The sequence below is a fragment of the Saccharopolyspora hordei genome (assembly GCF_013410345.1).
GTDB lineage: Bacteria > Actinomycetota > Actinomycetes > Mycobacteriales > Pseudonocardiaceae > Saccharopolyspora > Saccharopolyspora hordei.
Genome location: NZ_JACCFJ010000001.1, coordinates 1,309,040 through 1,328,528, shown reverse-complemented (window position 1 = coordinate 1,328,528; position 19,489 = coordinate 1,309,040). Strand labels below are relative to the sequence as shown.

The 19,489-nt window shown below is 72.8% G+C and carries 18 protein-coding genes; 4 read left to right on the top strand and 14 right to left on the bottom strand.

Annotated features, from left to right (window positions below; genetic code table 11):
* Window positions 1-141: 141 nt before the first annotated feature.
* From HNR68_RS06320 to guaB, 3 genes are all read right to left on the bottom strand, one after another.
* Window positions 142-1,854 (bottom strand): GMC family oxidoreductase N-terminal domain-containing protein, encoded by a 1,713-nt coding sequence (locus HNR68_RS06320; RefSeq protein WP_179718561.1) that lies wholly within the window; start codon window positions 1,852-1,854, stop codon window positions 142-144.
* A gap of 203 nt (window positions 1,855-2,057) precedes the next feature.
* On the bottom strand, window positions 2,058-3,188 hold the full coding sequence (locus HNR68_RS06315) for a GuaB3 family IMP dehydrogenase-related protein (RefSeq protein ID WP_179718559.1): 1,131 nt from the start codon (window positions 3,186-3,188) through the stop codon (window positions 2,058-2,060).
* A gap of 159 nt (window positions 3,189-3,347) precedes the next feature.
* The gene (guaB, locus tag HNR68_RS06310; RefSeq protein WP_179718557.1) at window positions 3,348-4,859 is read right to left on the bottom strand and encodes an IMP dehydrogenase; all 1,512 of its coding nucleotides are present in this window, start codon (window positions 4,857-4,859) and stop codon (window positions 3,348-3,350) included.
* Between the two features lie 279 nt (window positions 4,860-5,138).
* Between guaB and HNR68_RS06305 the strand changes: the two genes are divergently transcribed.
* On the top strand, window positions 5,139-5,510 hold the full coding sequence (locus tag HNR68_RS06305) for a DUF5319 domain-containing protein (RefSeq protein ID WP_179724701.1): 372 nt from the start codon (window positions 5,139-5,141) through the stop codon (window positions 5,508-5,510).
* 108 nt (window positions 5,511-5,618) lie between these two features.
* Here HNR68_RS06305 and HNR68_RS06300 read toward each other — a convergent pair whose 3' ends face one another.
* The 4 genes from HNR68_RS06300 to HNR68_RS06285 form a co-directional block, all read right to left on the bottom strand.
* Window positions 5,619-6,716 carry an anti-sigma-D factor RsdA gene (locus HNR68_RS06300; RefSeq protein WP_179718555.1) on the bottom strand — a complete coding sequence of 366 codons (1,098 nt, stop codon included), beginning with the start codon at window positions 6,714-6,716 and terminating at the stop codon, window positions 5,619-5,621.
* The gene (locus HNR68_RS06295; RefSeq protein ID WP_093155087.1) at window positions 6,717-7,289 is read right to left on the bottom strand and encodes a sigma-70 family RNA polymerase sigma factor; all 573 of its coding nucleotides are present in this window, start codon (window positions 7,287-7,289) and stop codon (window positions 6,717-6,719) included.
* Between the two features lie 490 nt (window positions 7,290-7,779).
* Entirely contained in the window at window positions 7,780-8,376 is a 597-nt protein-coding gene (locus HNR68_RS06290) for a response regulator transcription factor (RefSeq protein ID WP_029536209.1), read from the bottom strand.
* A 297-nt stretch (window positions 8,377-8,673) separates the two neighbouring features.
* The gene (locus HNR68_RS06285) at window positions 8,674-9,768 is read right to left on the bottom strand and encodes a MerR family transcriptional regulator (protein ID WP_179718553.1); all 1,095 of its coding nucleotides are present in this window, start codon (window positions 9,766-9,768) and stop codon (window positions 8,674-8,676) included.
* A 199-nt stretch (window positions 9,769-9,967) separates the two neighbouring features.
* Between HNR68_RS06285 and HNR68_RS06280 the strand changes: the two genes are divergently transcribed.
* Window positions 9,968-10,273 carry a WhiB family transcriptional regulator gene (locus HNR68_RS06280; RefSeq protein WP_093155089.1) on the top strand — a complete coding sequence of 102 codons (306 nt, stop codon included), beginning with the start codon at window positions 9,968-9,970 and terminating at the stop codon, window positions 10,271-10,273.
* 162 nt (window positions 10,274-10,435) lie between these two features.
* On the opposite strand, the gene groL is transcribed toward HNR68_RS06280, so the two are convergent.
* Both groL and groES read right to left on the bottom strand, forming a co-directional pair.
* The gene (groL, locus tag HNR68_RS06275; RefSeq protein WP_179718551.1) at window positions 10,436-12,058 is read right to left on the bottom strand and encodes a chaperonin GroEL; all 1,623 of its coding nucleotides are present in this window, start codon (window positions 12,056-12,058) and stop codon (window positions 10,436-10,438) included.
* Between the two features lie 128 nt (window positions 12,059-12,186).
* Window positions 12,187-12,477: a co-chaperone GroES gene (gene groES, locus HNR68_RS06270; RefSeq protein ID WP_093414065.1), complete on the bottom strand. Its 291-nt coding sequence runs from the start codon at window positions 12,475-12,477 to the stop codon at window positions 12,187-12,189.
* A 717-nt stretch (window positions 12,478-13,194) separates the two neighbouring features.
* Between groES and HNR68_RS06265 the strand changes: the two genes are divergently transcribed.
* Window positions 13,195-13,785 carry an ElyC/SanA/YdcF family protein gene (locus HNR68_RS06265; protein ID WP_179718549.1) on the top strand — a complete coding sequence of 197 codons (591 nt, stop codon included), beginning with the start codon at window positions 13,195-13,197 and terminating at the stop codon, window positions 13,783-13,785.
* A 1-nt stretch (window position 13,786) separates the two neighbouring features.
* Here the strand turns inward: HNR68_RS06265 and tsaD are convergent, their stop codons facing one another.
* The 3 genes from tsaD to tsaB are packed head-to-tail and all read right to left on the bottom strand — an operon-like array spanning window position 13,787 to window position 15,980.
* The gene (gene tsaD, locus HNR68_RS06260; protein ID WP_179718546.1) at window positions 13,787-14,842 is read right to left on the bottom strand and encodes a tRNA (adenosine(37)-N6)-threonylcarbamoyltransferase complex transferase subunit TsaD; all 1,056 of its coding nucleotides are present in this window, start codon (window positions 14,840-14,842) and stop codon (window positions 13,787-13,789) included.
* A complete protein-coding gene (gene rimI / locus HNR68_RS06255) occupies window positions 14,839-15,306 on the bottom strand; it encodes a ribosomal protein S18-alanine N-acetyltransferase (protein ID WP_179724699.1) in 468 nt (155 codons plus the stop codon). The genes tsaD and rimI overlap by 4 nt, the downstream gene beginning before the upstream one ends.
* A 20-nt stretch (window positions 15,307-15,326) precedes the next feature.
* The gene (gene tsaB / locus HNR68_RS06250) at window positions 15,327-15,980 is read right to left on the bottom strand and encodes a tRNA (adenosine(37)-N6)-threonylcarbamoyltransferase complex dimerization subunit type 1 TsaB (protein ID WP_179718544.1); all 654 of its coding nucleotides are present in this window, start codon (window positions 15,978-15,980) and stop codon (window positions 15,327-15,329) included.
* 76 nt (window positions 15,981-16,056) lie between these two features.
* Here tsaB and HNR68_RS06245 point away from each other — a divergent pair, with 76 nt between their 5' ends.
* Window positions 16,057-16,401, top strand: coding sequence for a hypothetical protein (locus HNR68_RS06245; RefSeq protein WP_179718542.1), 345 nt, complete (start codon window positions 16,057-16,059; stop codon window positions 16,399-16,401).
* A gap of 58 nt (window positions 16,402-16,459) precedes the next feature.
* Here HNR68_RS06245 and allB read toward each other — a convergent pair whose 3' ends face one another.
* Together allB and HNR68_RS06235 are read right to left on the bottom strand one after the other, a co-directional pair.
* Window positions 16,460-17,815, bottom strand: coding sequence for an allantoinase AllB (gene allB, locus HNR68_RS06240; RefSeq protein ID WP_179718541.1), 1,356 nt, complete (start codon window positions 17,813-17,815; stop codon window positions 16,460-16,462).
* 357 nt (window positions 17,816-18,172) lie between these two features.
* On the bottom strand, window positions 18,173-19,300 hold the full coding sequence (locus HNR68_RS06235) for a glycerate kinase (protein WP_343050450.1): 1,128 nt from the start codon (window positions 19,298-19,300) through the stop codon (window positions 18,173-18,175).
* Window positions 19,301-19,489 lie beyond the last annotated feature (189 nt).

The following is a 19,489-nucleotide window of genomic DNA, read 5'->3' as shown; positions in this document are numbered from 1 at the left end:
AGCGCCCCCACCGGCCGCCCCTCCGCCGCCGACCGGGCACGAACCGGCCGCCGACACCACGGCCGCCGGCGGCACCAGCGCGGCCGGGAGCGCCGGGCCCCTCCCACCGACCCGGTCGGCGGGAGGGGCCCGTTCACCTCGTCAGACGAGGGGCAGGCGCAGGGCCGCCGGGGCGGTGGCCGGGACCATCGGGGCCTTGGGCTCCACCGGGGCCACCTGGCGGTAGCCCTCGCGCTGGTCGGGCCGCGGGTCGGCCTCGCCCTTGTTCGGCCACATCGCGAACGCCCGCTCCGCCTGCGCGGTGATCGTCAGCGACGGGTTCACGCCGAGGTTCGCGCTCACCGCCGAACCGTCCACGATGGACATCGTCGGGTAGCCGTAGGCCCGGTGGTACGGGTCGATCACGCCGTGCTCGGCGTCCTCGCCGATCGCGCAGCCACCCAGGAAGTGCGCGGTCATCGGGATGTCGAACAGCTCGCCCCAGGTGCCGCCCGCGATCCCGCCGATCTGCTCGGCGACCAGCTCGTTGGCCTGCTCCCCGGCCGGGATGTAGGTCGGGTTCGGCGCGCCGTGCCCCTGCTCGGAGGTCAGCCGGGCGCGTCCGAAGCGCTTGCGGAGCTTGGTGGTGAGCGAGTTGTCGAGGCTCTGCATCACCAGCAGGATCACCGTGCGCTCGCTCCAGTTCTTCACCGAGAGCATGCGCAGCGTCTGCAGCGGGTGCTTGCGCAGGTAGCGGAACCACTGCCGGATCCGCGACTCGGAGGTCCCGCCCTTGGTGGGCAGGGTCTGCAGCAGCCCCATCGCGTTGGCGCCCTTGGTGTAGCGCACCGGTTCGATGTGGGTGTCCTCGTCGGGGTGGAACGACGAGGTGATCGCGACCCCGGTGGAGAAGTCCCGCTCGGGGTCGACCTTCGGCATCTGCGCGCCGATGATCGCCTCGGAGTTGGTGCGGGTCAGGTACCCGAGCCGGTCGGACAGCCGCGGCAGGTCGCCGCGCGCCTTGCTGCGGTGCAGCAGGTTCTGCGTGCCCCAGGTGCCGGCGGCCAGCACCACGTGGTCGGCGCGGAACACGCGCGGCCGGCGGTTCCACTTCGCCCCGGTGCGCACCGTGCCGATGCGCCAGCGGCCGTCGGCGCCCTGCGCCAGGCGGTTGACCGTGGTCAGCGGGAACACCTGCGCGCCACCCGCCTCGGCCAGGTACAGGTAGTTCTTCACCAGCGTGTTCTTCGCCCCGACGCGGCAGCCCGTCATGCAGGCGCCGCACTCGGTGCACCCGGTGCGGGCGGGCCCGGCGCCGCCGAAGTACGGGTCGGGGTCGGTCTTGCCCGCGGTGCCGAAGTAGACGCCGACCGGGGTGGTGTGGAAGGTGTCCGCGACGCCCATCTGCTTCGCGACCTCCTTCATCACCACGTCCGACGGCGTGGTGGTCGGGTTCTCCACCACGCCGAGCATCCGAGTCGCCTGGTCGTAGTACGGGGCGAGCTCGGCCTCCCAGTCGGTGATGTGCGCCCACTGGGGGTCCCGGTAGAACGGCTTGAGCGGCCGGTAGAGGGTGTTGGCGTAGTTCAGCGACCCGCCGCCGACGCCCGCCCCGGCGAGGATCAGCACGTTGCGCAGCATGTGGATCCGCTGCACGCCGTAGCAGCCGAGCTGCGGTGCCCACAGGAACTTGCGCAGGTCCCACGACGTCTTCGGCAACTCGTCGTCGGTGAACCGGCGGCCGGCTTCGAGCACCGCCACGCGGTAGCCCTTCTCGGTCAGCCGCAGTGCGGCCACGCTGCCGCCGAACCCGGACCCGATCACGACCACGTCGAAGTCGGTGTCACCCTGGTGCGCCCCGTCACGTCCTGCCATGCGCGACAGACTAGACGCAACTACTCGCCAGTAGCCAGACCTTGACCGCACAAGATCCCCCGCACGGCACCAGGTCCGGACTCACCGACCGCAGCCGCGGAGGGGGCCGGGACCCGGGCAACCGAGGGCCGCGTGCGCCGCGGTGAACCGCCCTTCACCTCGGCCCGGCCTCGCCCCGGCACCGCCGGGGAGCTCCCGGCCGGTCAGCCACGCAGGGTCAGGCCGACCTTCTGGAACTCCTTGAGGTCCCGGTAGCCCGTCTTGGCCATCGCGCGGCGGAGGCCGCCGAAGAGGTTCAGCGTGCCGTACGGGTCGCTGCTCGGACCGAACAGCACCGTCTCCAGGTCCGCCTCCGACCCGGCGAAGCCGACGATCTCGCTGCGCGGCAGGCTCGGGTGCGCGGCCGCCGCGGTCCAGTAGTAGCCCTGGCCCGGGGACTCCGTCGCCTCGGTCAGCGCCTCGCCGAGCATCACCGCGTCCGCGCCGCAGGCGATCGCCTTGGCGATGTCGCCGGAGTAGGTCAGCGCCCCGTCGGCGATCACGTGCACGTACCGGCCGCCGGTCTCGTCCAGGTAGTCGCGGCGCGCGGCAGCGGCGTCGGCGATCGCCGTGGCCATCGGCACCCCGATGCCCAGCACCTGGGTGGTCGTCGCGGCGCGGGACCGGCCGAAGCCGACGATCACCCCGGCCGCACCGGTGCGCATCAGGTGCATCGCGGTGCGGTAGTCGCCGACCCCGCCGGCGACCACGGGGACGTCGAGGTCGGCGATGAAGCGCTTGAGGTTCAGCGGCTCGCCGTCCCGGGCCACGTGCTCGGCGGAGATGATCGTGCCCTGCACGAACAGCACCTCGACGCCGGCCGCGAGCAGGTCCGGGGTGAGCTCCTCGGCGTGCTGCGGGCTGACCCGCGCGGCCACGGTGACACCGGAGTCCTTGATCTGCTTCAGCGCGTCGGTGAGCAGGTCGTGCCGGATCGGCGCGGCGTGCAGGTCCTGCAGCAGGCGGATCGCCGCGTCCGGGTCGCTCTCCTCCTCCGCGGCCCGCACCACGTCGAACAGCTTCTGCTCGACGTCCTCGTGCCGCGCCCACAGCCCCTCGGCGTTGAGCACGCCGAGACCGCCGAGCTCACCGATGCGCACCGCCGTCGCGGGCGAGACGACCGCGTCGGTGGGGTGCGTGACCAGCGGGATGTCGAAGCGGTACGCGTCGATCTGCCACGCCAGCGACACGTCCTTCGAGGAGCGGGTGCGCCGGGAGGGCACGATCGCCACGTCGTCCAAGTCGTAGCCGCGCATCGCTGTGCGGCCCATGCCGATCTCCACCTGATCGCGCACCGTCAGTACCTCCTCGGGGCCCCGATGTCCAACACGACATTCTCTCTGCGGCATCCGTGTGACGCGCAGCGGGGGCCTTGCGCGCTCCGTGACCGGGCGACCACCCCGGGCACGACGCGGCCGCCGCGCCCGGGGGACGCGGCGGCCGGGTCGGTGGCGTCAGCGGCCGGAGTAGTTCGGCGCCTCGACGGTCATCGTGATGTCGTGCGGGTGGCTCTCCTTGAGGCCGGCCGCGGTGATCCGCACCAGCCGCGCCTCCTGCAGCTCCGGGATCGTGGACGAGCCGGTGTAGCCCATGCCCGAGCGGAGCCCGCCGACCAGCTGCGCGACGACCTGCGACAGCGGGCCGCGGAACGGCACCCGGCCCTCGATGCCCTCCGGCACCAGCTTGTCCTCGGAGAGCACGTCGTCCTGGAAGTAGCGGTCCTTCGAGTAGGACTTGCCCTGGCCGCGGGACTGCATCGCGCCCAGCGAGCCCATGCCGCGGTAGACCTTGAACTGCTTGCCGTTGACCAGCACCAGCTCGCCCGGCGCCTCGGCGGTGCCCGCCAGCAGGCTGCCCAGCATCACCGAGCTGGCCCCGGCGGCGATCGCCTTGCCGATGTCGCCGGAGTACTGGATGCCGCCGTCACCGATGATCGGCACCCCGGCCGGGCGGCAGGCCATGCTCGCCTCGTAGATCGCGCTGATCTGCGGCACCCCGACGCCGGCGACCACGCGGGTGGTGCAGATCGAGCCCGGTCCGACGCCGACCTTCACCGCGTCCGCACCGGCGTCGATCAGCGCCTGCGCGCCCGCGCGGGTGGCGACGTTGCCGCCGATCACGTCGACCGAGTTGCCGAGTTCCTTCTTCAGCGTGCTGACGGTCTCCAGCACCGCGCGGGAGTGCCCGTGCGCGGTGTCCACGATGAGCACGTCGACGCCCGCGTCCACCAGCGCCATCGCGCGCTCGTGCGAGTCCGCGCCGACGCCCACCGCGGCGCCGCACAGCAGCCGGCCGTCCGGGTCCTTGGTGGCGTCCGGGTACTGCTCGGTCTTGACGAAGTCCTTGACGGTGATGAGGCCGCGGAGCTTGCCCGCGCCGTCCACGATCGGCAGCTTCTCGATCTTGTTCCGGCGCAGCAGCCCGAGCGCGGCCTCCGCGGTGACGCCGACCTGCGCGGTCACCAGCGGCGCGGCGGTCATGACCTCGCGCACGCGGCGCGTGTAGTCGACCTCGAACCGCATGTCGCGGTTGGTGATGATGCCGACGAGCGTGCCGTCGGGGTCGGTCACCGGGACGCCGGAGATCCGGAAGCGGGCGCACAGCGCGTCGACGTCGGCGAGCGTGTCGTCGGGCGAGCAGGTGACCGGGTCGGTGACCATGCCCGCCTCGGAGCGCTTGACCACCTCGACCTGGGAGGCCTGCTCCTCCACCGAGAGGTTGCGCTGCAGGATCCCGACCCCGCCCTGGCGGGCCATCGCGATCGCCATCCGCGCTTCGGTCACGGTGTCCATCGCGGCCGACACCAGCGGGATGCGCAGCCGGACGTTGCGGGAGAGCTGCGTGGACGTGTCGACTCCGCTGGGGATGACGTCGGACTCATCAGGCAGCAGGAGCACGTCATCGAAGGTCAGACCCAGAGTCGCGAACTTCGAGGGGAGGCCAGGAGCGGAGAGTTCGCTGGTCATGGCGAGGGATGTGCCTTCCTTCACGCTACGGTCCACAACCGGAGGATGCGGCTGGAATCGGTGTCGGCGATCGCGTCGTCAACGGCTACGTCGGGCAACGCGACGTCGGCTTCGGGGATTCCCCCGATGATAGAGAACACAGGTCAGCGGCCCGCTGGCGCGTCCTCGCAGGCGTGCGCCAGGCCACCCCGCGCGGCGGGCGGCTCGGAGGACACACCGCCCCGACAGCCCCACGAGGTGGACACAGCCGGTACCGTGCGGGCCGTGCCGCACGATCCGATGCCCCCAGACCCGTTCGCGGGCGACCCGGAAGACCCGAGCATGGCACTCGGTGATCACGACACCGACGACGACCTGCCGCTCGGTGACGAGGAACGCGCCGAACTGCTCGCGGACCTGACCGACCTCGCGGTCTACCAGGCGCTGCTGGAGCCCCGCGGCATCCGCGGCATCGTGGTGGACTGCACCGACTGCGGTGAGTGCCACTACCACGACTGGGAGCTGCTGCGGGCCAGCTTGGAGCAGCTGCTGCACGACGGGCGGATGCGCCCGCACGAGCCCGCCTTCGACCCGAACCCCAGTGAGTACGTGACGTGGGAGTACTGCCGCGGCTACGCCGACGGGGTCACGGAGAGCGAGACCAGCCACTGACCACCGGTCGTCCCGCCTGGGGGAGCCGCGCGTCCCCGGGCCCGAACGCGCGGACCCACCCCGCCGTCACGGCTTGACGCCGCGCACGGGGTGGGTCCGGTCAGACGGTCACGGGTGGCTGGTGCTGCTGCTGTCGTGCGGGAACAGCCCGCCCCAACCGCTCGACGGGTTCTCCGAGCTCCCGCTGGTCTCGCTGGGCGAGGTGGTCGTCTCCGTCGGGGTCGACGAGGTCGGCGGGATCGACGAGCTGTCCGTCGGGTCCGGCAGCTCCGGCGGCTGCGACGGCGACGGCGTCGAGGTCGGCGGCGTGGTCAGCGGGGTCGACTGGTCGCTGCTCGGCTGGCCGGTGCCCCGGTCGATCCGCTTGGTCAGCGACGCGTGCGCGGCCTGCAGGTCCGACAACCCGTGCTCGTCGTCCACGACGCGCATCTGCTGCTGGGCCGCCTGCAGCGCGGCCTCGGCCTCGGTCCGGTTGCCGCGCTCTATCGCGCTCTCCGCGGTGTTGAGGTCTTCGCGCGCCGAGCTCGCGGCCTGCACGGCGCGGGTGTGGTCGGAGTAGAGGACCTGCGCGACGCCCCACAGCATGTCGCCGGGCTGCGCGTCGCGGGCCGCCACGCCGACGCCGGTGAACCCGATCATCAGCACGGCAGCGGCGGTCGCGACCGGCACCAGGTGCCGCCGCTTGACCCACCGGCGCGGGCGCGTGCCCGCCGCGATCGCGGAGGCCGCGGTCTCCACGTCGACGAGCTCGCCGATCGGCGAGGAGTCGACGTCGCGCCGCCAGGCCACCAGCAGCGCCTCCAGGCTGGGACGTTCGCCGGCCGCGGGGACCGCCACGTCGGGGTTGGTCCCGCCGAGCGCGTCCAGCAGCTCGTCGTCGTCCTGCAGGGCGGCCAGGTCGATCGGCTCGTCCACGTCGTCGTGGTCGACCAGCTCGCCGGAGTCGCCTGCGCTGTCCTGGCCCTCCGACCGCTGCCGGAAGGCGAGCACCGCGGCGCCGTCGTCTCCGGCGTCGCTCGGGGTGGTCCCGGCCTCGGCCGAGTCGGGGTTCCGCTGGTTGTCGCTCAGTTCCGTTCCCTCGTCCGCGGGCACGTCGGCGGGAGCCAGGTCCCGCTCGTCAGCCCGGATCGAACGGTCGTCGTGCTGGCTGGACTCGACCGGGTCGCGTCCTGCCGACTCCCCCTCGGGCCCTCTCCGCTCAGCCACTCAGACCACCTCCTCCGCGGACAGCGTCTTCCGCAGCCGGGCCAACGCGCGGTGCTGCGCCACGCGTACCGCGCCCGGTGTCGAACCGACCGCTTCGGCGGTTTCCTCCGCCGACAACCCGACGACCACCCGGAGCAGCAGGATCTCCCGCTGCTTGGCCGGGAGGACGCGAAGCAGTTGCGCCATCCTGCCCGAGAGCTCACCTTGCATCGCCCGCTGCTCTGGACCGGCTTCGGACTCCGGGGTGTCCGGAACGTCCGCCACCGGTTCAGAACGGTTGCGGGCCAACGCTCGGTGCGCATCAGCCACCTTGTGCGCGGCGATGCCGTACACGAACGCCAGGAACGGACGACCCTGGTCCTTGTAGGAGGGCAACGCGGTCAGCACCGCGAGGCACACCTCTTGGGCCACGTCGTCCGCTGACGCGAACGACCTCTCGTTTCGTCCGACTCTGGCGCGGCAGTACCGCACCACCAAAGGACGGATTTCGGCCAGCAAGCGCTCGATCGACTGACGATCGCCGTCGACGGCGGCGCTTACAAGAGCGTCCAGCCCGTCCCCCACGTTGGTCATCGCAGACAGCAGCCCTGGTGTTACGCGTTCAAGCGACTCGGATTTGCCCGGCGGACATCGCGTGCACCGCACGCCGCGCCGAGCTCACCGTACCGGCCGTTGAGCGCTCGTTGAACAGGGACTCGGGATCAGGGACGGGGGTGGTCACGCATCCACATCTACCAGACGACGCACGGGACGGCGTTCTGCCTGGTCATCGAGATCCCGCACGGGCAGGCGGGTGTGCCGGGGCCGGGGGCGCCGCGCGGGGACCGGGGACGCTCCGGGGCGCACCTCCGGTTCGTCTCGTGGGTCCGCTTCGGGGCGTTCGCCCCGGCTCCCGACGGGGCCGCGGCTCGCGCCATCCCGCCCGCCGGGGCGCCGTTCCGGCCGCCCCGGCGGTGACGCGAGCCACACCCGACCCCGTAACGTCAGCTCGTGCAGGACCCACTTCCCCGTCGTGCACCGGCGGCCTGCGCAGCCGACCCGCCGATGCGCTCGGACCGCACGGTCAAGCGACGAGGCCGCGGCGGAAGCCGTGCGCGACGGCCTGCGCGCGGTCGCGCACGCCGAGCTTGCGGAACAGCCGGCGGGCGTGGGTCTTGACCGTGTCCTCGGAGAGGTAGAGCTCCCGGCCGATCTGGCCGTTGCTCTTGCCCTGGCTCATGCCGCGCAGCACCTGGAGCTCGCGCTCGGTCAGCTGCACACCGGGGTCGGACGGCTGCCGGGGAGCGGGCACCGAGGTGCTCGCCAGCGTGTGCGCCAGCGCCGCGACCAGTTCCGGCCGCGAGGCGTCCCAGCGGAGGTAACCGCGGGCACCGCCGGCGATGGCGGCAGCGATGCTGGCTGCGTCGTCCGGAGCACCGAAGACGATCACGTTCGCTTGGGGGTGCGCCGACACGAGCCGCCGGGTGGCCTCGACGCCGTTCGGCACCGCGCGTTGCGTGCCGACCAGCACCACGTCCACGGCCTGCCGCGAGAAGCGGGCAAGCAGCTCGTCGCCGTGCGCGACGCAATCGATCCGGCTCACTCCGGGGACGGCAGACATCACACGAGTGAGCCCTTCCCGGACGCTACGTCGGTCATCGCAGATCAGGACCGTCGTCACGGGAACTCCTTTCCTGCAGGCGAGTGACGTTCCACCTCCCCTATCGGACGCAGGGGCCAAAACCTTGACACGATCCGGTGCTTAATCCGTCAAGAATTTTGCTGCCACCCCGTCCGAGTCGGGTCACCGGAACGGAGCAGGGAGATCAGCGACTACGCCGTGCAGCCACTTGTCACCCTTCTTACCTGCAGTATTCACCCGATTGCACCGCGCAGTGACCGCTTTTTCGCCCGTCCGCAGGAACCCACCCGCTCGCCCTGACACGATCGATGTGATTTTGAACACACTGAGCCTAACTCAGCCCAGGACGGTTTCCGAAACACGAGCCACAGCGGCCTCCAACGGGCCGAGCCGCTCCACGTGCGCGGGCAGCGCCTCCGACGACCACCCGGCGCCCGCCACGAACGCCCGCGCCCGCTGCCGGGTGATCGGGATGTCCTCCAGCACCCGCGGCGAGGCGTAGTGCGCCTGCTCGGCCCACAGCACCACCGCGGCGGGCGCGGAGCGCCGGACCGCGGCCGCCAGCCCCTCGCTGGGCAGCCCGGCACCGAACAGGCGGTGCCCGACGCGGTTGGCGGCCAGGGCGGCGGCGAGCGCCACGAGCTCGAGTTCCTGGGACTCGCGGGGCACCGGGGCGAGCACCACCGGGCGCGGGTTGAGCGGGGGCGGCGCGGTCGCGATCACCGACCGCAGCGCCGTGGAGGCGCAGTCGACCAGCAGCTGCACGACCTCGATGCCCGAGCCGGAGCGCTGGCGGCGCTCGACCACCGCGCGCAGCACGGGCTGCAGCATGTTCTTCCACGTGGCGACGACGCCCTCCGCGCTCATCGCCTCGATGAGCAGGCGCTGCACCGACCAGGAGTCCAGCGCGAGCGCCGCGCGCCCCAGACCGCGGGCCTCGGGCCCCGCGCCGCTGAGCTTGAGGCCGCGGCCACCGGTGTTGGAGCCGACCAGCTTGATGCCGTCCCCGGCGTCCAGGACGCCGGACAGCAACACCGGGCCGTCACCGCTCTCCGCCGGCTGCTCGGCGACCTCGTGCTGGGACGGTGGCTGCGCGGAGACCGTGCGCGCGTACCGGGCGGCCTCCATCGGCGAGGCACCGCGCAGCAGGGCGCGCTGCATCTGTTCCAAGCGCGCGATGTCCGCGGGTCCGTACCGTCGGTGGCGACCGCTGGTGTGGTCGCTCGGTCCCAACCCGTAGCGGCGGTCCCAGGTGCGCAGGGTCGCGGGTGCGACACCGAGGCGGCGGGCCACCGCCGCGACGGTGAGCCGCGGCTCCTCGTCGGCGCCCGACTCGGCGCCGTCCGGGGTGACCGGTCGTCCCGAGCTGTCGATCGGGGCGGGGGTCTCCTCCCCTGTTGCTGGTTCCGGCCGCGTCGTCACGCCGGACATGTTCCGGATCGGGCGTGCGCAGAGCAAGCCGGTTCGGAAGTCGATCACCTCTCCGGAACAGATCACCCCAATGATGAACAAGTTTTGGCGCGATAAGGGTTGAACAAGTTTTGGCGCGGTTTTACGGTTGGATCATGCGAGGCTGCGGCGGGCCCGTCGCAGCGGGGAGGGGATCCACCGGTGGGAGGTGGTTGTCGCAATGGCAGACACTCGACGTCTTCCAGGGCCGAACGCCGATATCTGGGATTGGCAGATACGGGGCTCCTGTCGAGGTATGGACAGCGCGTACTTCTTTCATCCGGACGGCGAGCGCGGCCCGGCGCGAGCTCGGCGCGAGGCGAAGGCGAAAGAGGTGTGCCAGCACTGCCCGGTGATCGCCCAGTGCCGGGCGCACGCCTTGGCGGTGCAGGAGCCGTACGGCATCTGGGGCGGGCTCTCGGAGTCGGAACGCGAGGTGATCATCAAGGCGCGCAAGCGCCAGCAACTGGCCGTCGCGGCCAGCTGACGCGCCCGTGCTGATCGAGGGGGCGCGAACCTCGGTCACCGGGGCCGTATGACAACGAGGGGCGTCATCCGGCACCCACGCAGGGCGGACGCGAGAGGAAAGGATCGGGGCGGCACCCGCGCAGGGTGCCGCCCCGATCGTCGTCGTGCTCGGCCGCAGGCCTCAGTGGCCGTGACCGTGGCCGTGGCCGTGGCCGGCCTCGGCCTCCTTCTCCTCCGGCTTCTCCACCACCGAGCTCTCGGTGGTGAGGACCATGCGGGCGATGGAGGCCGCGTTGGCGACCGCGGAGCGGGTCACCTTCAGCGGGTCGACGATGCCCGCCTGGACCAGGTCGCCGTACTCGCCGGTGGCGGCGTTGTAGCCCTTGCCCCAGTCGAGCTCGCGGACCTTGGCGACCACGACGGCGCCCTCCTGGCCCGCGTTGGCGGCGATCCAGTGCAGCGGCGCGTCCAGCGCGCGGCGCACCAGCTGCACGCCGGTGGCCTCGTCACCGGACAGCCCGAGGTCGCCCTCCAGCGCCTTGGCGGCGTGGACCAGGCTGGAGCCACCGCCGGGCACGCTGCCCTCCTCGGCCGCGGCCTTGGCAGCGGCGACCGCGTCCTCGATGCGGGACTTGCGCTCCTTCAGCTCGGTCTCGGTGGCCGCACCGACCTTGATCACGGCGACGCCGCCGGACAGCTTGGCCAGCCGCTCCTGCAGCTTCTCGCGGTCCCAGTCGGAGTCGGAGGCCTCGATCTCCTTGCGGATCTGCTCCACCCGCTCCTTGACGTCCTCGGCCTTGCCGCGGCCGTCCACGATGGTCGTGGTGTCCTTGGTGACGGTGACGCGGCGGGCCGAGCCGAGCACCTCCGGACCGACCTCGGACAGCTTCAGGCCGACCTCCGGCGCGACGACCTGGGCGCCGGTGGCGACCGCCAGGTCGTCCATGAACGCCTTGCGGCGGTCACCGAAGAACGGCGCCTTGACCGCGACGACCTTGAGGGTCTTGCGGATCGCGTTGACCGCCAGGGTGGACAGCGCCTCGCCCTCGACGTCCTCGGCGATGATCAGCAGCGGCTTGCCGTTCTGCGCGACCTTCTCCAGCAGCGGCAGCAGGTCCTGCAGGTTGGAGATCTTCTCCCGGTGCAGCAGGATCTGGGCGTCCTCCTGGACGACCTCCTGGCGCTCCGCGTCGGTGACGAAGTGCGGCGAGATGAAGCCCTTGTCGAACTGCAGGCCCTCGGTGATGTCCAGCTCGGTGGCCAGCGTCGAGGACTCCTCGATGCTGATCACGCCGTCCTCGCCGACCTTCTCCATCGCCTCGCCGATGAGCGCGCCGATGGTCTCGTCACGGGAGGAGACGGTGGCGATCTGGGCGATGTTGTCACGGCCCTTGACCGGGGTGGCCTTGCCCTTGAGGGCCTCCACCACGGCGTCGGTGGCCAGCTGCACGCCCTTGTTCAGCGCCGCCGGGTTCGCGCCCGCGGCCAGGTTGCGCAGGCCCTCGCGGACCAGCGACTGGGCGAGCACGGTGGCGGTGGTGGTGCCGTCACCGGCGACGTCGTTGGTCTTGGTCGCGACGTTCTTGGCGAGCTGGGCGCCCAGGTTCTCGAACGGGTCGTCCAGTTCGATCTCGCGCGCGATGGTCACGCCGTCGTTGGTGATCTGCGGGCCACCGAACTTCTTGTCCAGCACGACGTGCCGGCCGCGCGGTCCGAGGGTGACCTTCACCGCGTCGGCGAGCTGGTTGACGCCGCTCTCCAGCGCACGCCGGGCCTGCTCGTCGAAGGTGATCTGCTTAGCCATGGTTGCAACAGCCCTTCACAGGTACCTGATCTGGTCGTGGGTCCCGGAGCCGACGCCCCGGACACGGTTCCGCCCCGGGGTCCCGCGGTCGGGACCGCCGGGGCGGCACTGCTCGCACGTGGAGGTCGTCAGTTGACGACGGCCAGCACGTCGCGGGCGGAGAGGATCAGGTACTCCTCGCCGTTGTACTTGACCTCGGTGCCGCCGTACTTCGAGTAGATGACGACGTCGCCTTCCTTGACGTCAACCGGGATGCGGTTGCCCTTGTCGTCGATGCGACCCGGGCCGACGGCCAGAACCTTGCCCTCCTGGGGCTTCTCCTTGGCGGTGTCCGGGATCACGATGCCGGACGCAGTCGTCGTCTCGGCCTCGCTCGCCTGGACCACGATCTTGTCCTCAAGCGGCTTGATGCTCGCCACGGTGTGACCTCCACCTTCTGGGGCCTTCGAAGCGTTGTCTGGATCAAGACGGCTCCGTGGCTCCCCGCCGTCGCGGGTTCCGGGGCGCTGCGGCGCCGTTCTGCTAGCACTCTACCGAGGAGAGTGCCAACGCTCAACAACGCCCCACGTCCCCCGAAAGCCGGAGTGTCGCAGGCCCCGGGCGACGGCCCGACGGCGCGGTCCCGACGGCCGCACCGGCCCCGCCACCCGGCGTACCCGCCCGGGTCCGGACCGCGACCGCGGCGCCCCGCGGAGCCCCGACCTGCGACGTTGTCACGGACGATCAACGCTGCGTGATCTTCGCAGGTAGATCAGCATGCGGGAAATGTCACCGAAGCCGAAGGCGGTTCACGGACGAGGTGTTCGGTGCCCTAAGTTGCCTGGCATGCCAGCCCTCTCCAAGCCAGCGAACCGGCCGTGGGAACGTCGCCCTCGACCCGCGCGCCCGCCGGGCCCGCCCGGTCCGCCGACTCGAGCCGGTTGGCGCCCGAAGTGACCGCCCCCGGTCCCCGCTCCCCCAGCTGACCACACCTCGCCCCGATCCGCTCGCCCAACCGCCCGCCCGGCTGTCCCGCGATCCCCACCACCCCGCTCGTGAGTGCGCAGACCGGCTGGAACCGGCTCGTGCACTCACGACCCCCGTGCCACGTGCGGTGGCGGGCACGCCGACCGTGGTGGCGGTGGCAGACTGGCCGCGTGCGCGCACTGTGGGTGGGGCTCGTGGGGCTGGTCGGCATCGGCGTGGTCACGGGGGTGCCGTCGGCGTGGGCCCTCGCGCGCAGCGCGGGCCGCATCCGCTCGGTGTCCGACGTGCCGCCGACCGAGGTCGGGCTGGTGCTCGGCGCCGGGGTGCGCTGGGACGGCACGCCCAGCCTCATCCTGCAGGGCCGCCTGGACACCGCCAAGACGCTGTACGACGCCGGGAAGGTCCGGAGGCTCATCGTCAGCGGCAGCCCCGAGTCGCGCGGCTACAGCGAACCCGCGGTGATGCGGCACCACCTCGTGTCGCACGGGGTCCCGGCGGAGGCGGTCGTGCTCGACGAGACCGGCGTGGACACCTGGCAGTCCTGCCGCCGCGCCGCGGGGGAGTTCGGCCTGCGGGAGCTCACCGTGATCAGCACCCGCTTCCACCTGCGCCGCGCGGTGGCGATGTGCCGCCGGCTCGGCGTGGACGCCTACGGCGTCGGGCACGACGCGGCCGCGGACTGGCGCCTCCAGCGCGTCGCGGCCCGCGGAGCCCGCCGCGAGGTCCTCGCCACCATCAAGGCCTTCTGGTACAGCCGCTGACTCACTGCACGACGATGGTGCTCACCGGCAGGCCCGGGTCGGCGGGCATGTCCAGCGGCGAGGGCTTGGCGTCGGAGGCCACGACGTGCGCCCCGAGGGCCGCGATCATCGCACCGTTGTCGGTGCACAGGCGCGGACGCGGCACGCGCAGCGTGATGCCCGCCTCGGCGCAGCGCTGCGACGCCAGCGCCGACAGCCGGGAGTTCGCCGCCACGCCGCCGGAGATCACCAGCGTGTCCACCTCGAGGTCCCGCGCCGCGCGCACCGCCTTCGCGGTGAGCACGTCGGCCACCGCCTCCTGGAACGAGGCGCACACGTCCGGCACCGGGACCTCGCGGCCGGCCTGCTGCTCGGTCTCCACCCAGCGGGCGACCGCCGTCTTCAGGCCGGAGAAGGAGAAGTCGTACGCCGGGTCGCGGGGGCCGGTGAGCCCGCGCGGGAAGGCGATCGCGTCCGGGTTGCCGAGCTTGGCCTGCGCGTCGATCGGCGGGCCGCCCGGGTAGGGCAGGTCGAGGACGCGGGCGACCTTGTCGTAGGCCTCCCCGGCGGCGTCGTCGATGGTGGTGCCGACCTCGGTGATCTTCTCGGCGATGCCCTCGACCAGCAGCAGCTGGGAGTGCCCGCCGGAGACCAGCAGCGCCAGGCAGCGGTCCGGCAGCGGGCCGTGCTCCAGGGTGTCCACGGCGACGTGCCCGGCGAGGTGGTTGACGCCGTACAGCGGCACGCCCAGCGCGGAGGCGTAGGCCTTGGCCGCCGCGACGCCGACCATCAGCGCGCCCGCCAGGCCCGGCCCGGCGGTCACCGCGACGGCGTCCACATCGGACAGCGCGAGGCCGGACTCGTCCAGCGCGCGGCGCATCGTCGGCGCCATCGCGGCGAGGTGCGCGCGGCTGGCGATCTCCGGCACCACGCCGCCGAAGCGCGCGTGCTCGTCGACGCTCGAGGCCACCGCGTCGGCCAGCAGCTCGACCGAGCCGTCCGCCGACAGCCGCACCAGGCCGACGCCGGTCTCGTCGCAGGAGCTCTCGATGCCGAGCACCACCCGGTCCGCAGTCATCCTCCGGTCTCCGTTCCCACCGCGGGCCGGCGCATGGTGTGCGCGTCGGCCCCGGACGGCTGGTAGTAGCGCTTGCGCAGCCCGATGATCTCGAAGCCGTGCTTGCGGTACAGCGCGATCGCGGTCTCGTTGTCGGTGCGCACTTCCAGGAAGGTCGTCGCGCGCAGCTCGTCGGCCCGCGCCAGCAGCGCCCGCAGCAGGGCCCCGCCCACGCCGCGCCCCTGGTGCTCGGGGTCGACGCCGATGGTGTGCACCTCGGCCTCGACGTGCGGCGGGCGACCGGCCACCGCCAGCCCGGCGTAGCCGATGAGCCGCTCGCCGAGGTAGGCCCCGACGTAGTGGTGGCCCTGGTCGAGCTCGCTGGCGAAGGCCTGCCAGGACCACGGGTCGTCGCCGGGGAAGAGCACCCGCTCCAGTTCCGCGCAGCGCTTGAGGTCGCTGCGGCGCAGCTTGAGCACCTGCAGCTCGGTCGTGGCGCGGTCGTTCACCGGGCACCCCTGGTGAGCACGGACTTGCGCTTGCTCGGCAGCTCCGCGTCCGGGCGGCGCAGGTAGAGCGGCACCAGCGGGGCGGGTTCGGCGCCCAGCGCGTCCGCCGCCGCGGCGACGAGCCCGACCGGCGTGGGGTAGCGCGGCTCGACCACGGGCAGGTCGAAGGCGTCGGCCAGCTCACCGGCCACCGCGGTGCAGCCCTCGGTCGGCACGTCGGCCGGGCGCTGCACGTGCGGACCGTCGACCCGGGTGCGCCCGGAGTAGGCGGCCCAGTAGACCTCCTTGCGGCGCGCGTCGGTGGCGACCAGCAGCCGGCCGTCGGCGTCGGCCTGCGCGGCGATCGCGTCGAGGCTGCACACCGGGTGCACCGGACGGCCGCACGCCTGGCCGAGCGCCGCGGCGGTGACCATGCCGACGCGCAGGCCGGTGAACGGGCCGGGGCCGGAGCCGACGACGATCGCGTCGGCGTCGGCCAGCTCGTGGCCGGCTTCGGCCACGGCGTCGAGCAGCTGTGGCATCAGCAGCTCACCGTGCGCGCGCGGGTTGACCGTGACGCGTTCGGCGAGCGATCGGGGACCACCGTCGTCCAGCGCGACGAGCCCAGCGGTGACCGCGGGGGTCGAGGTGTCCAGCGCGATGACGAGCACAGTTGCTCAGCGTACGTCAGCGCTGGTCACCGAGGTTGCGCGGGTCGTGCGCGAAGATGGTCGTCCGCACCGCTCGATGACAGGAGGTACTGGGGTGTTCGGCAAGCGCGAGACGCACTTCGTGGTGCTCAACGACCTGGACGACGGACGGGAGGCGGTGCGGCGCGCGCTGCAGGACGCCCCGGAGGCGGAACGGCCGGGGCTGGAGCGCGCGCTGGCGGTCCTCGACTCGGTCACGGGGTCGGAGGCGCCGCAGGTGCGGTGGACCCGCGAGGTGCTGGCGGAGGCGGGGATCGACCCCGTGGAGCGCGAGGTCGCGGCGGTCCGCGAGGTGCGCAAGCGGATGCCCGGGCTGTCCCTGGTGGCGGCCGTGGAGCTGGTCCGCTCCCTCAACCCCGGCGTGCGCGCGCGGGGGAAGTGAGCCGGGTCGTGAGTGCGCAGGCCGGTGGGAGCCGGTCTCCGCACTCACGACCCCCACGTCAGCGGGTGAGGAGCCGGCCCTGCGGGGTGGTCACCGCGTCGGGGCCGACGATCTGCGTGCCGCGCAGCCAGGTCTGGCGCACCACCCCGGCCAGCGGACGGCCGTGGTACGGCGAGACCGGGTTGCGGTGGTGCAGCCGCTCCACGTCCACCACGAAGGCCTCGTCGGGGGCGAACACGCAGAAGTCCGCGTCCTGGCCGACCGCGATGGAGCCCTTGCCGCGCACGCCGGCGACCTCGGCGGGCCTGCGGGACATCCACCGCACCACGTCGGCGAGCCCGTGGCCGCGCACCCGCGCCTGCGTCCACACCGCGGACAGGCCCAGCTGGAGGCTGGACACGCCACCCCAGGCCACGCCGAAGTCGCCGATGTCGAGCCGCTTGAGCTCCGGGGTGCAGGGCGAGTGGTCGCTGACCACGCAGTCGATGGTCCCGTCGGCCAGGCCCTGCCAGAGCAGTTCCCGGTTGCGCGCTTCGCGGATCGGCGGGCAGCACTTGAACTGGGTGGCGCCGTCGGGGATCTCCTCGGCGGTGAAGCTCAGGTAGTGCGGGCAGGTCTCGACGGTCACCTGGACGCCGTCGGCCCGCGCGGAGGCGATCATCGGCAGCGCGTCCGAGGAGGACAGGTGCAGGACGTGCACCCGCCCGCCGATCCGCCGGGCGAGCTCGATGACCTGCGCGATGGCCACGTTCTCCGCGCCGCGCGGGCGGGAGCTGAGGAAGTCGTCGTAGTCCTCGCCGTGCGCGGTGGGTGCGTGCTCGATGGCCTCGGAGTCCTCGGCGTGCACGATCATCATCGCGTCGTGGCGGGCCAGCTCGCGCAGCGCCTCGTCCAGCTCGGCCGGGCTCAGCGGCGGGAACTCGTCGACGCCGGAGTGCAGCAGGAAGCACTTGAAGCCGAACACGCCGGCCTCGTGCAGCCCGCGCAGCTCGGCGAGGTTGCCGGGCACCGCACCGCCCCAGAACCCGACGTCGACGTGCGCCTTCTCGCGGGCGGTCGTGCGCTTGACCTCCAGCGCGCCGGTGTCGATGGTCGGCGGGAGGCTGTTCAGCGGCATGTCGAGGATGGTGGTGACGCCGCCCGCCGCGGCGGCCCGGGTGGCGGTGTCGAAGCCCTCCCACTCGGTGCGGCCGGGGTCGTTGACGTGCACGTGGGTGTCGACCAGCCCGGGCAGCAGCACCTCGTCCGCGGCGAGCTCGACGGTGCGCGCGGCGTCGAGCTGGGCGTCGAACGGCTCGACGGCGGCGATGCGACCGTCGCGCACGCCGACGCTGCCGGACGTCTCCCCGTTCGGGCCGATGAGCCGTCGCGCGCGGAACACGACGTCGTACGCCCCGGTGGCTGCCTCGGACACCTCGGTACCTCCTGGACTCGGCGGTTCAACAGAGTGTTGAACCTGGCGCGGCTCCGGTCAAGACCTCACGACCGCATGTTTTCCGGATTGTGAAGTATACTTACCGTTGACCGAAATCCTCACCGAGAACCTCGGACGGGTCAAGACCCCGGCGACACACCGACCGCGGCCCCGTCACCGGCACCGCGAGCCCCACGGGTACGCGATCCCGATGGGAACCAGGCGTCCGATCTCCATCGGCGTCGCGTCCGGAACGCAACCGCGGAGCAAGACGGGCACCGAGCGACGAGGGCCGCGCACGGTGCCAGGCGCACAGCCCTCACCGCGCCGGCCGGCACCGCGGGCGGAGGGGCCAGCTCAGAGGTGGTTCTCGGCGATGCGTTCGCCCAGGGCGGGCAGGAGGGTGGCGGCGTCGCGGATGCAGCGCTGCGGGTCCGGTTCGACCTCGGTGAGGGTGTAGACCGCCTCGATGCCCGCCTCGCGGAGGCGCTCCGGGGACAGCTCCGACCGTCCCGCCACCGCCACCACCGGCACGCCCGCCGCGCGGGCCCGGGCCGCGACCCCGGCCGGCCCCTTGCCGTGCAGGGTCTGCTCGTCGAGCGAGCCCTCCCCGATGACCACCAGGCCGGCCCCGTCCAGCTGGCGGTCGAAGCCGATCAGCTCCAGCACCACGTCGACCCCGGGCCGCATCCGGGCGCCGAGCACGGCCAGCGCCCCGTACCCGACACCGCCGGCCGCCCCGGCACCCGACTGGTCCGCCACGTCGCGACCGCCCGCGGCCAGCACCGCGCGCGCCCAGTTCGCCAGGGCCTCGTCCAGCAACCGCACCTGCTCGGGGTCGGCGCCCTTCTGCGGGCCGTAGACGTGGGCCGCGCCGCGCTCCCCGAGCAGCGGGTTGTCCACATCGGACGCCAGCACGAACTCCGCCTCCGCCACCCGCGGGTCCAGTCCGGACAGGTCCACTGAGGACACCCGCACCAGTGGACCACCGCCTGGGGGCAACGGGTTCCCCGCAGCGTCCAAGACCCGTGCCCCCAGGACGGTGAGCATTCCCGCGCCGCCGTCGGTGCACGCACTGCCACCGACGCCGAGCACCACGGTGCGCGCGCCCGCGTCGAGCGCCGCCAGGACCGCCTCGCCGGTGCCCTCGCTGGACGCCGCCAGCGGCGCCAGCTCGTCGGGGTTCAGCAGCGCCAGCCCGGAGGCCGAGGCCAGCTCGACCACCGCCGTGTCGTCGTACACCGCGATCTCGGTGTCCACCGGCTCGCCGACCGGCCCCGCCACGCGGACCGGGACGGGCACGAACCCGCTGGCCACCGCGGCCTGCACGGTGCCGTCCCCGCCGTCGGCCACCGGGGCGGACCGGACCTCCACCTCGGGCCGGGCCCGGCGCAGTCCGGCGGCCACCGCGTCGGCCACCTCCGGCGCGGTCAGCGAACCCTTGAACTTGTCCGGCGCGATCAGGACGGGACCAGGCAAAGCGATCTCCTGCGTGCGAAGGGGGTGGTGCCCCCGCCGAGACGCCCGGCACGTGCTCGACGGGGACACCCGGGTCGTCGGGTATTCCACCCGACCACCCCGTCCGTGGGAAGTGGGGACGGCGCTCGCCGGAGCTCCACCGCTCGATCCGGCGAGCGCTCCCCCGCGGGGCACGGCCCCGCCCTGGGTGCTGGT

Bases quoted from the DNA above. Each gene is read 5' to 3' on its own strand.
- HNR68_RS06295 (WP_093155087.1), bottom strand. From the start codon at position 7,289: ATGACCAACGTGGGGGACGGGCTGGACGCTCTTGTAAGCGCCGCCGTC.
- groL (WP_179718551.1), bottom strand. From the start codon at position 12,058: ATGGCTAAGCAGATCACCTTCGACGAGCAGGCCCGGCGTGCGCTGGAG.
- HNR68_RS06245 (WP_179718542.1), top strand. From the start codon at position 16,057: ATGACAGGAGGTACTGGGGTGTTCGGCAAGCGCGAGACGCACTTCGTG.
- guaB (WP_179718557.1), bottom strand. From the start codon at position 4,859: ATGACCAGCGAACTCTCCGCTCCTGGCCTCCCCTCGAAGTTCGCGACT.
- HNR68_RS06305 (WP_179724701.1), top strand. From the start codon at position 5,139: ATGCCCCCAGACCCGTTCGCGGGCGACCCGGAAGACCCGAGCATGGCA.
- HNR68_RS06320 (WP_179718561.1), bottom strand. From the start codon at position 1,854: ATGGCAGGACGTGACGGGGCGCACCAGGGTGACACCGACTTCGACGTG.
- HNR68_RS06285 (WP_179718553.1), bottom strand. From the start codon at position 9,768: ATGTCCGGCGTGACGACGCGGCCGGAACCAGCAACAGGGGAGGAGACC.
- HNR68_RS06280 (WP_093155089.1), top strand. From the start codon at position 9,968: ATGGCAGACACTCGACGTCTTCCAGGGCCGAACGCCGATATCTGGGAT.
- tsaD (WP_179718546.1), bottom strand. From the start codon at position 14,842: ATGACTGCGGACCGGGTGGTGCTCGGCATCGAGAGCTCCTGCGACGAG.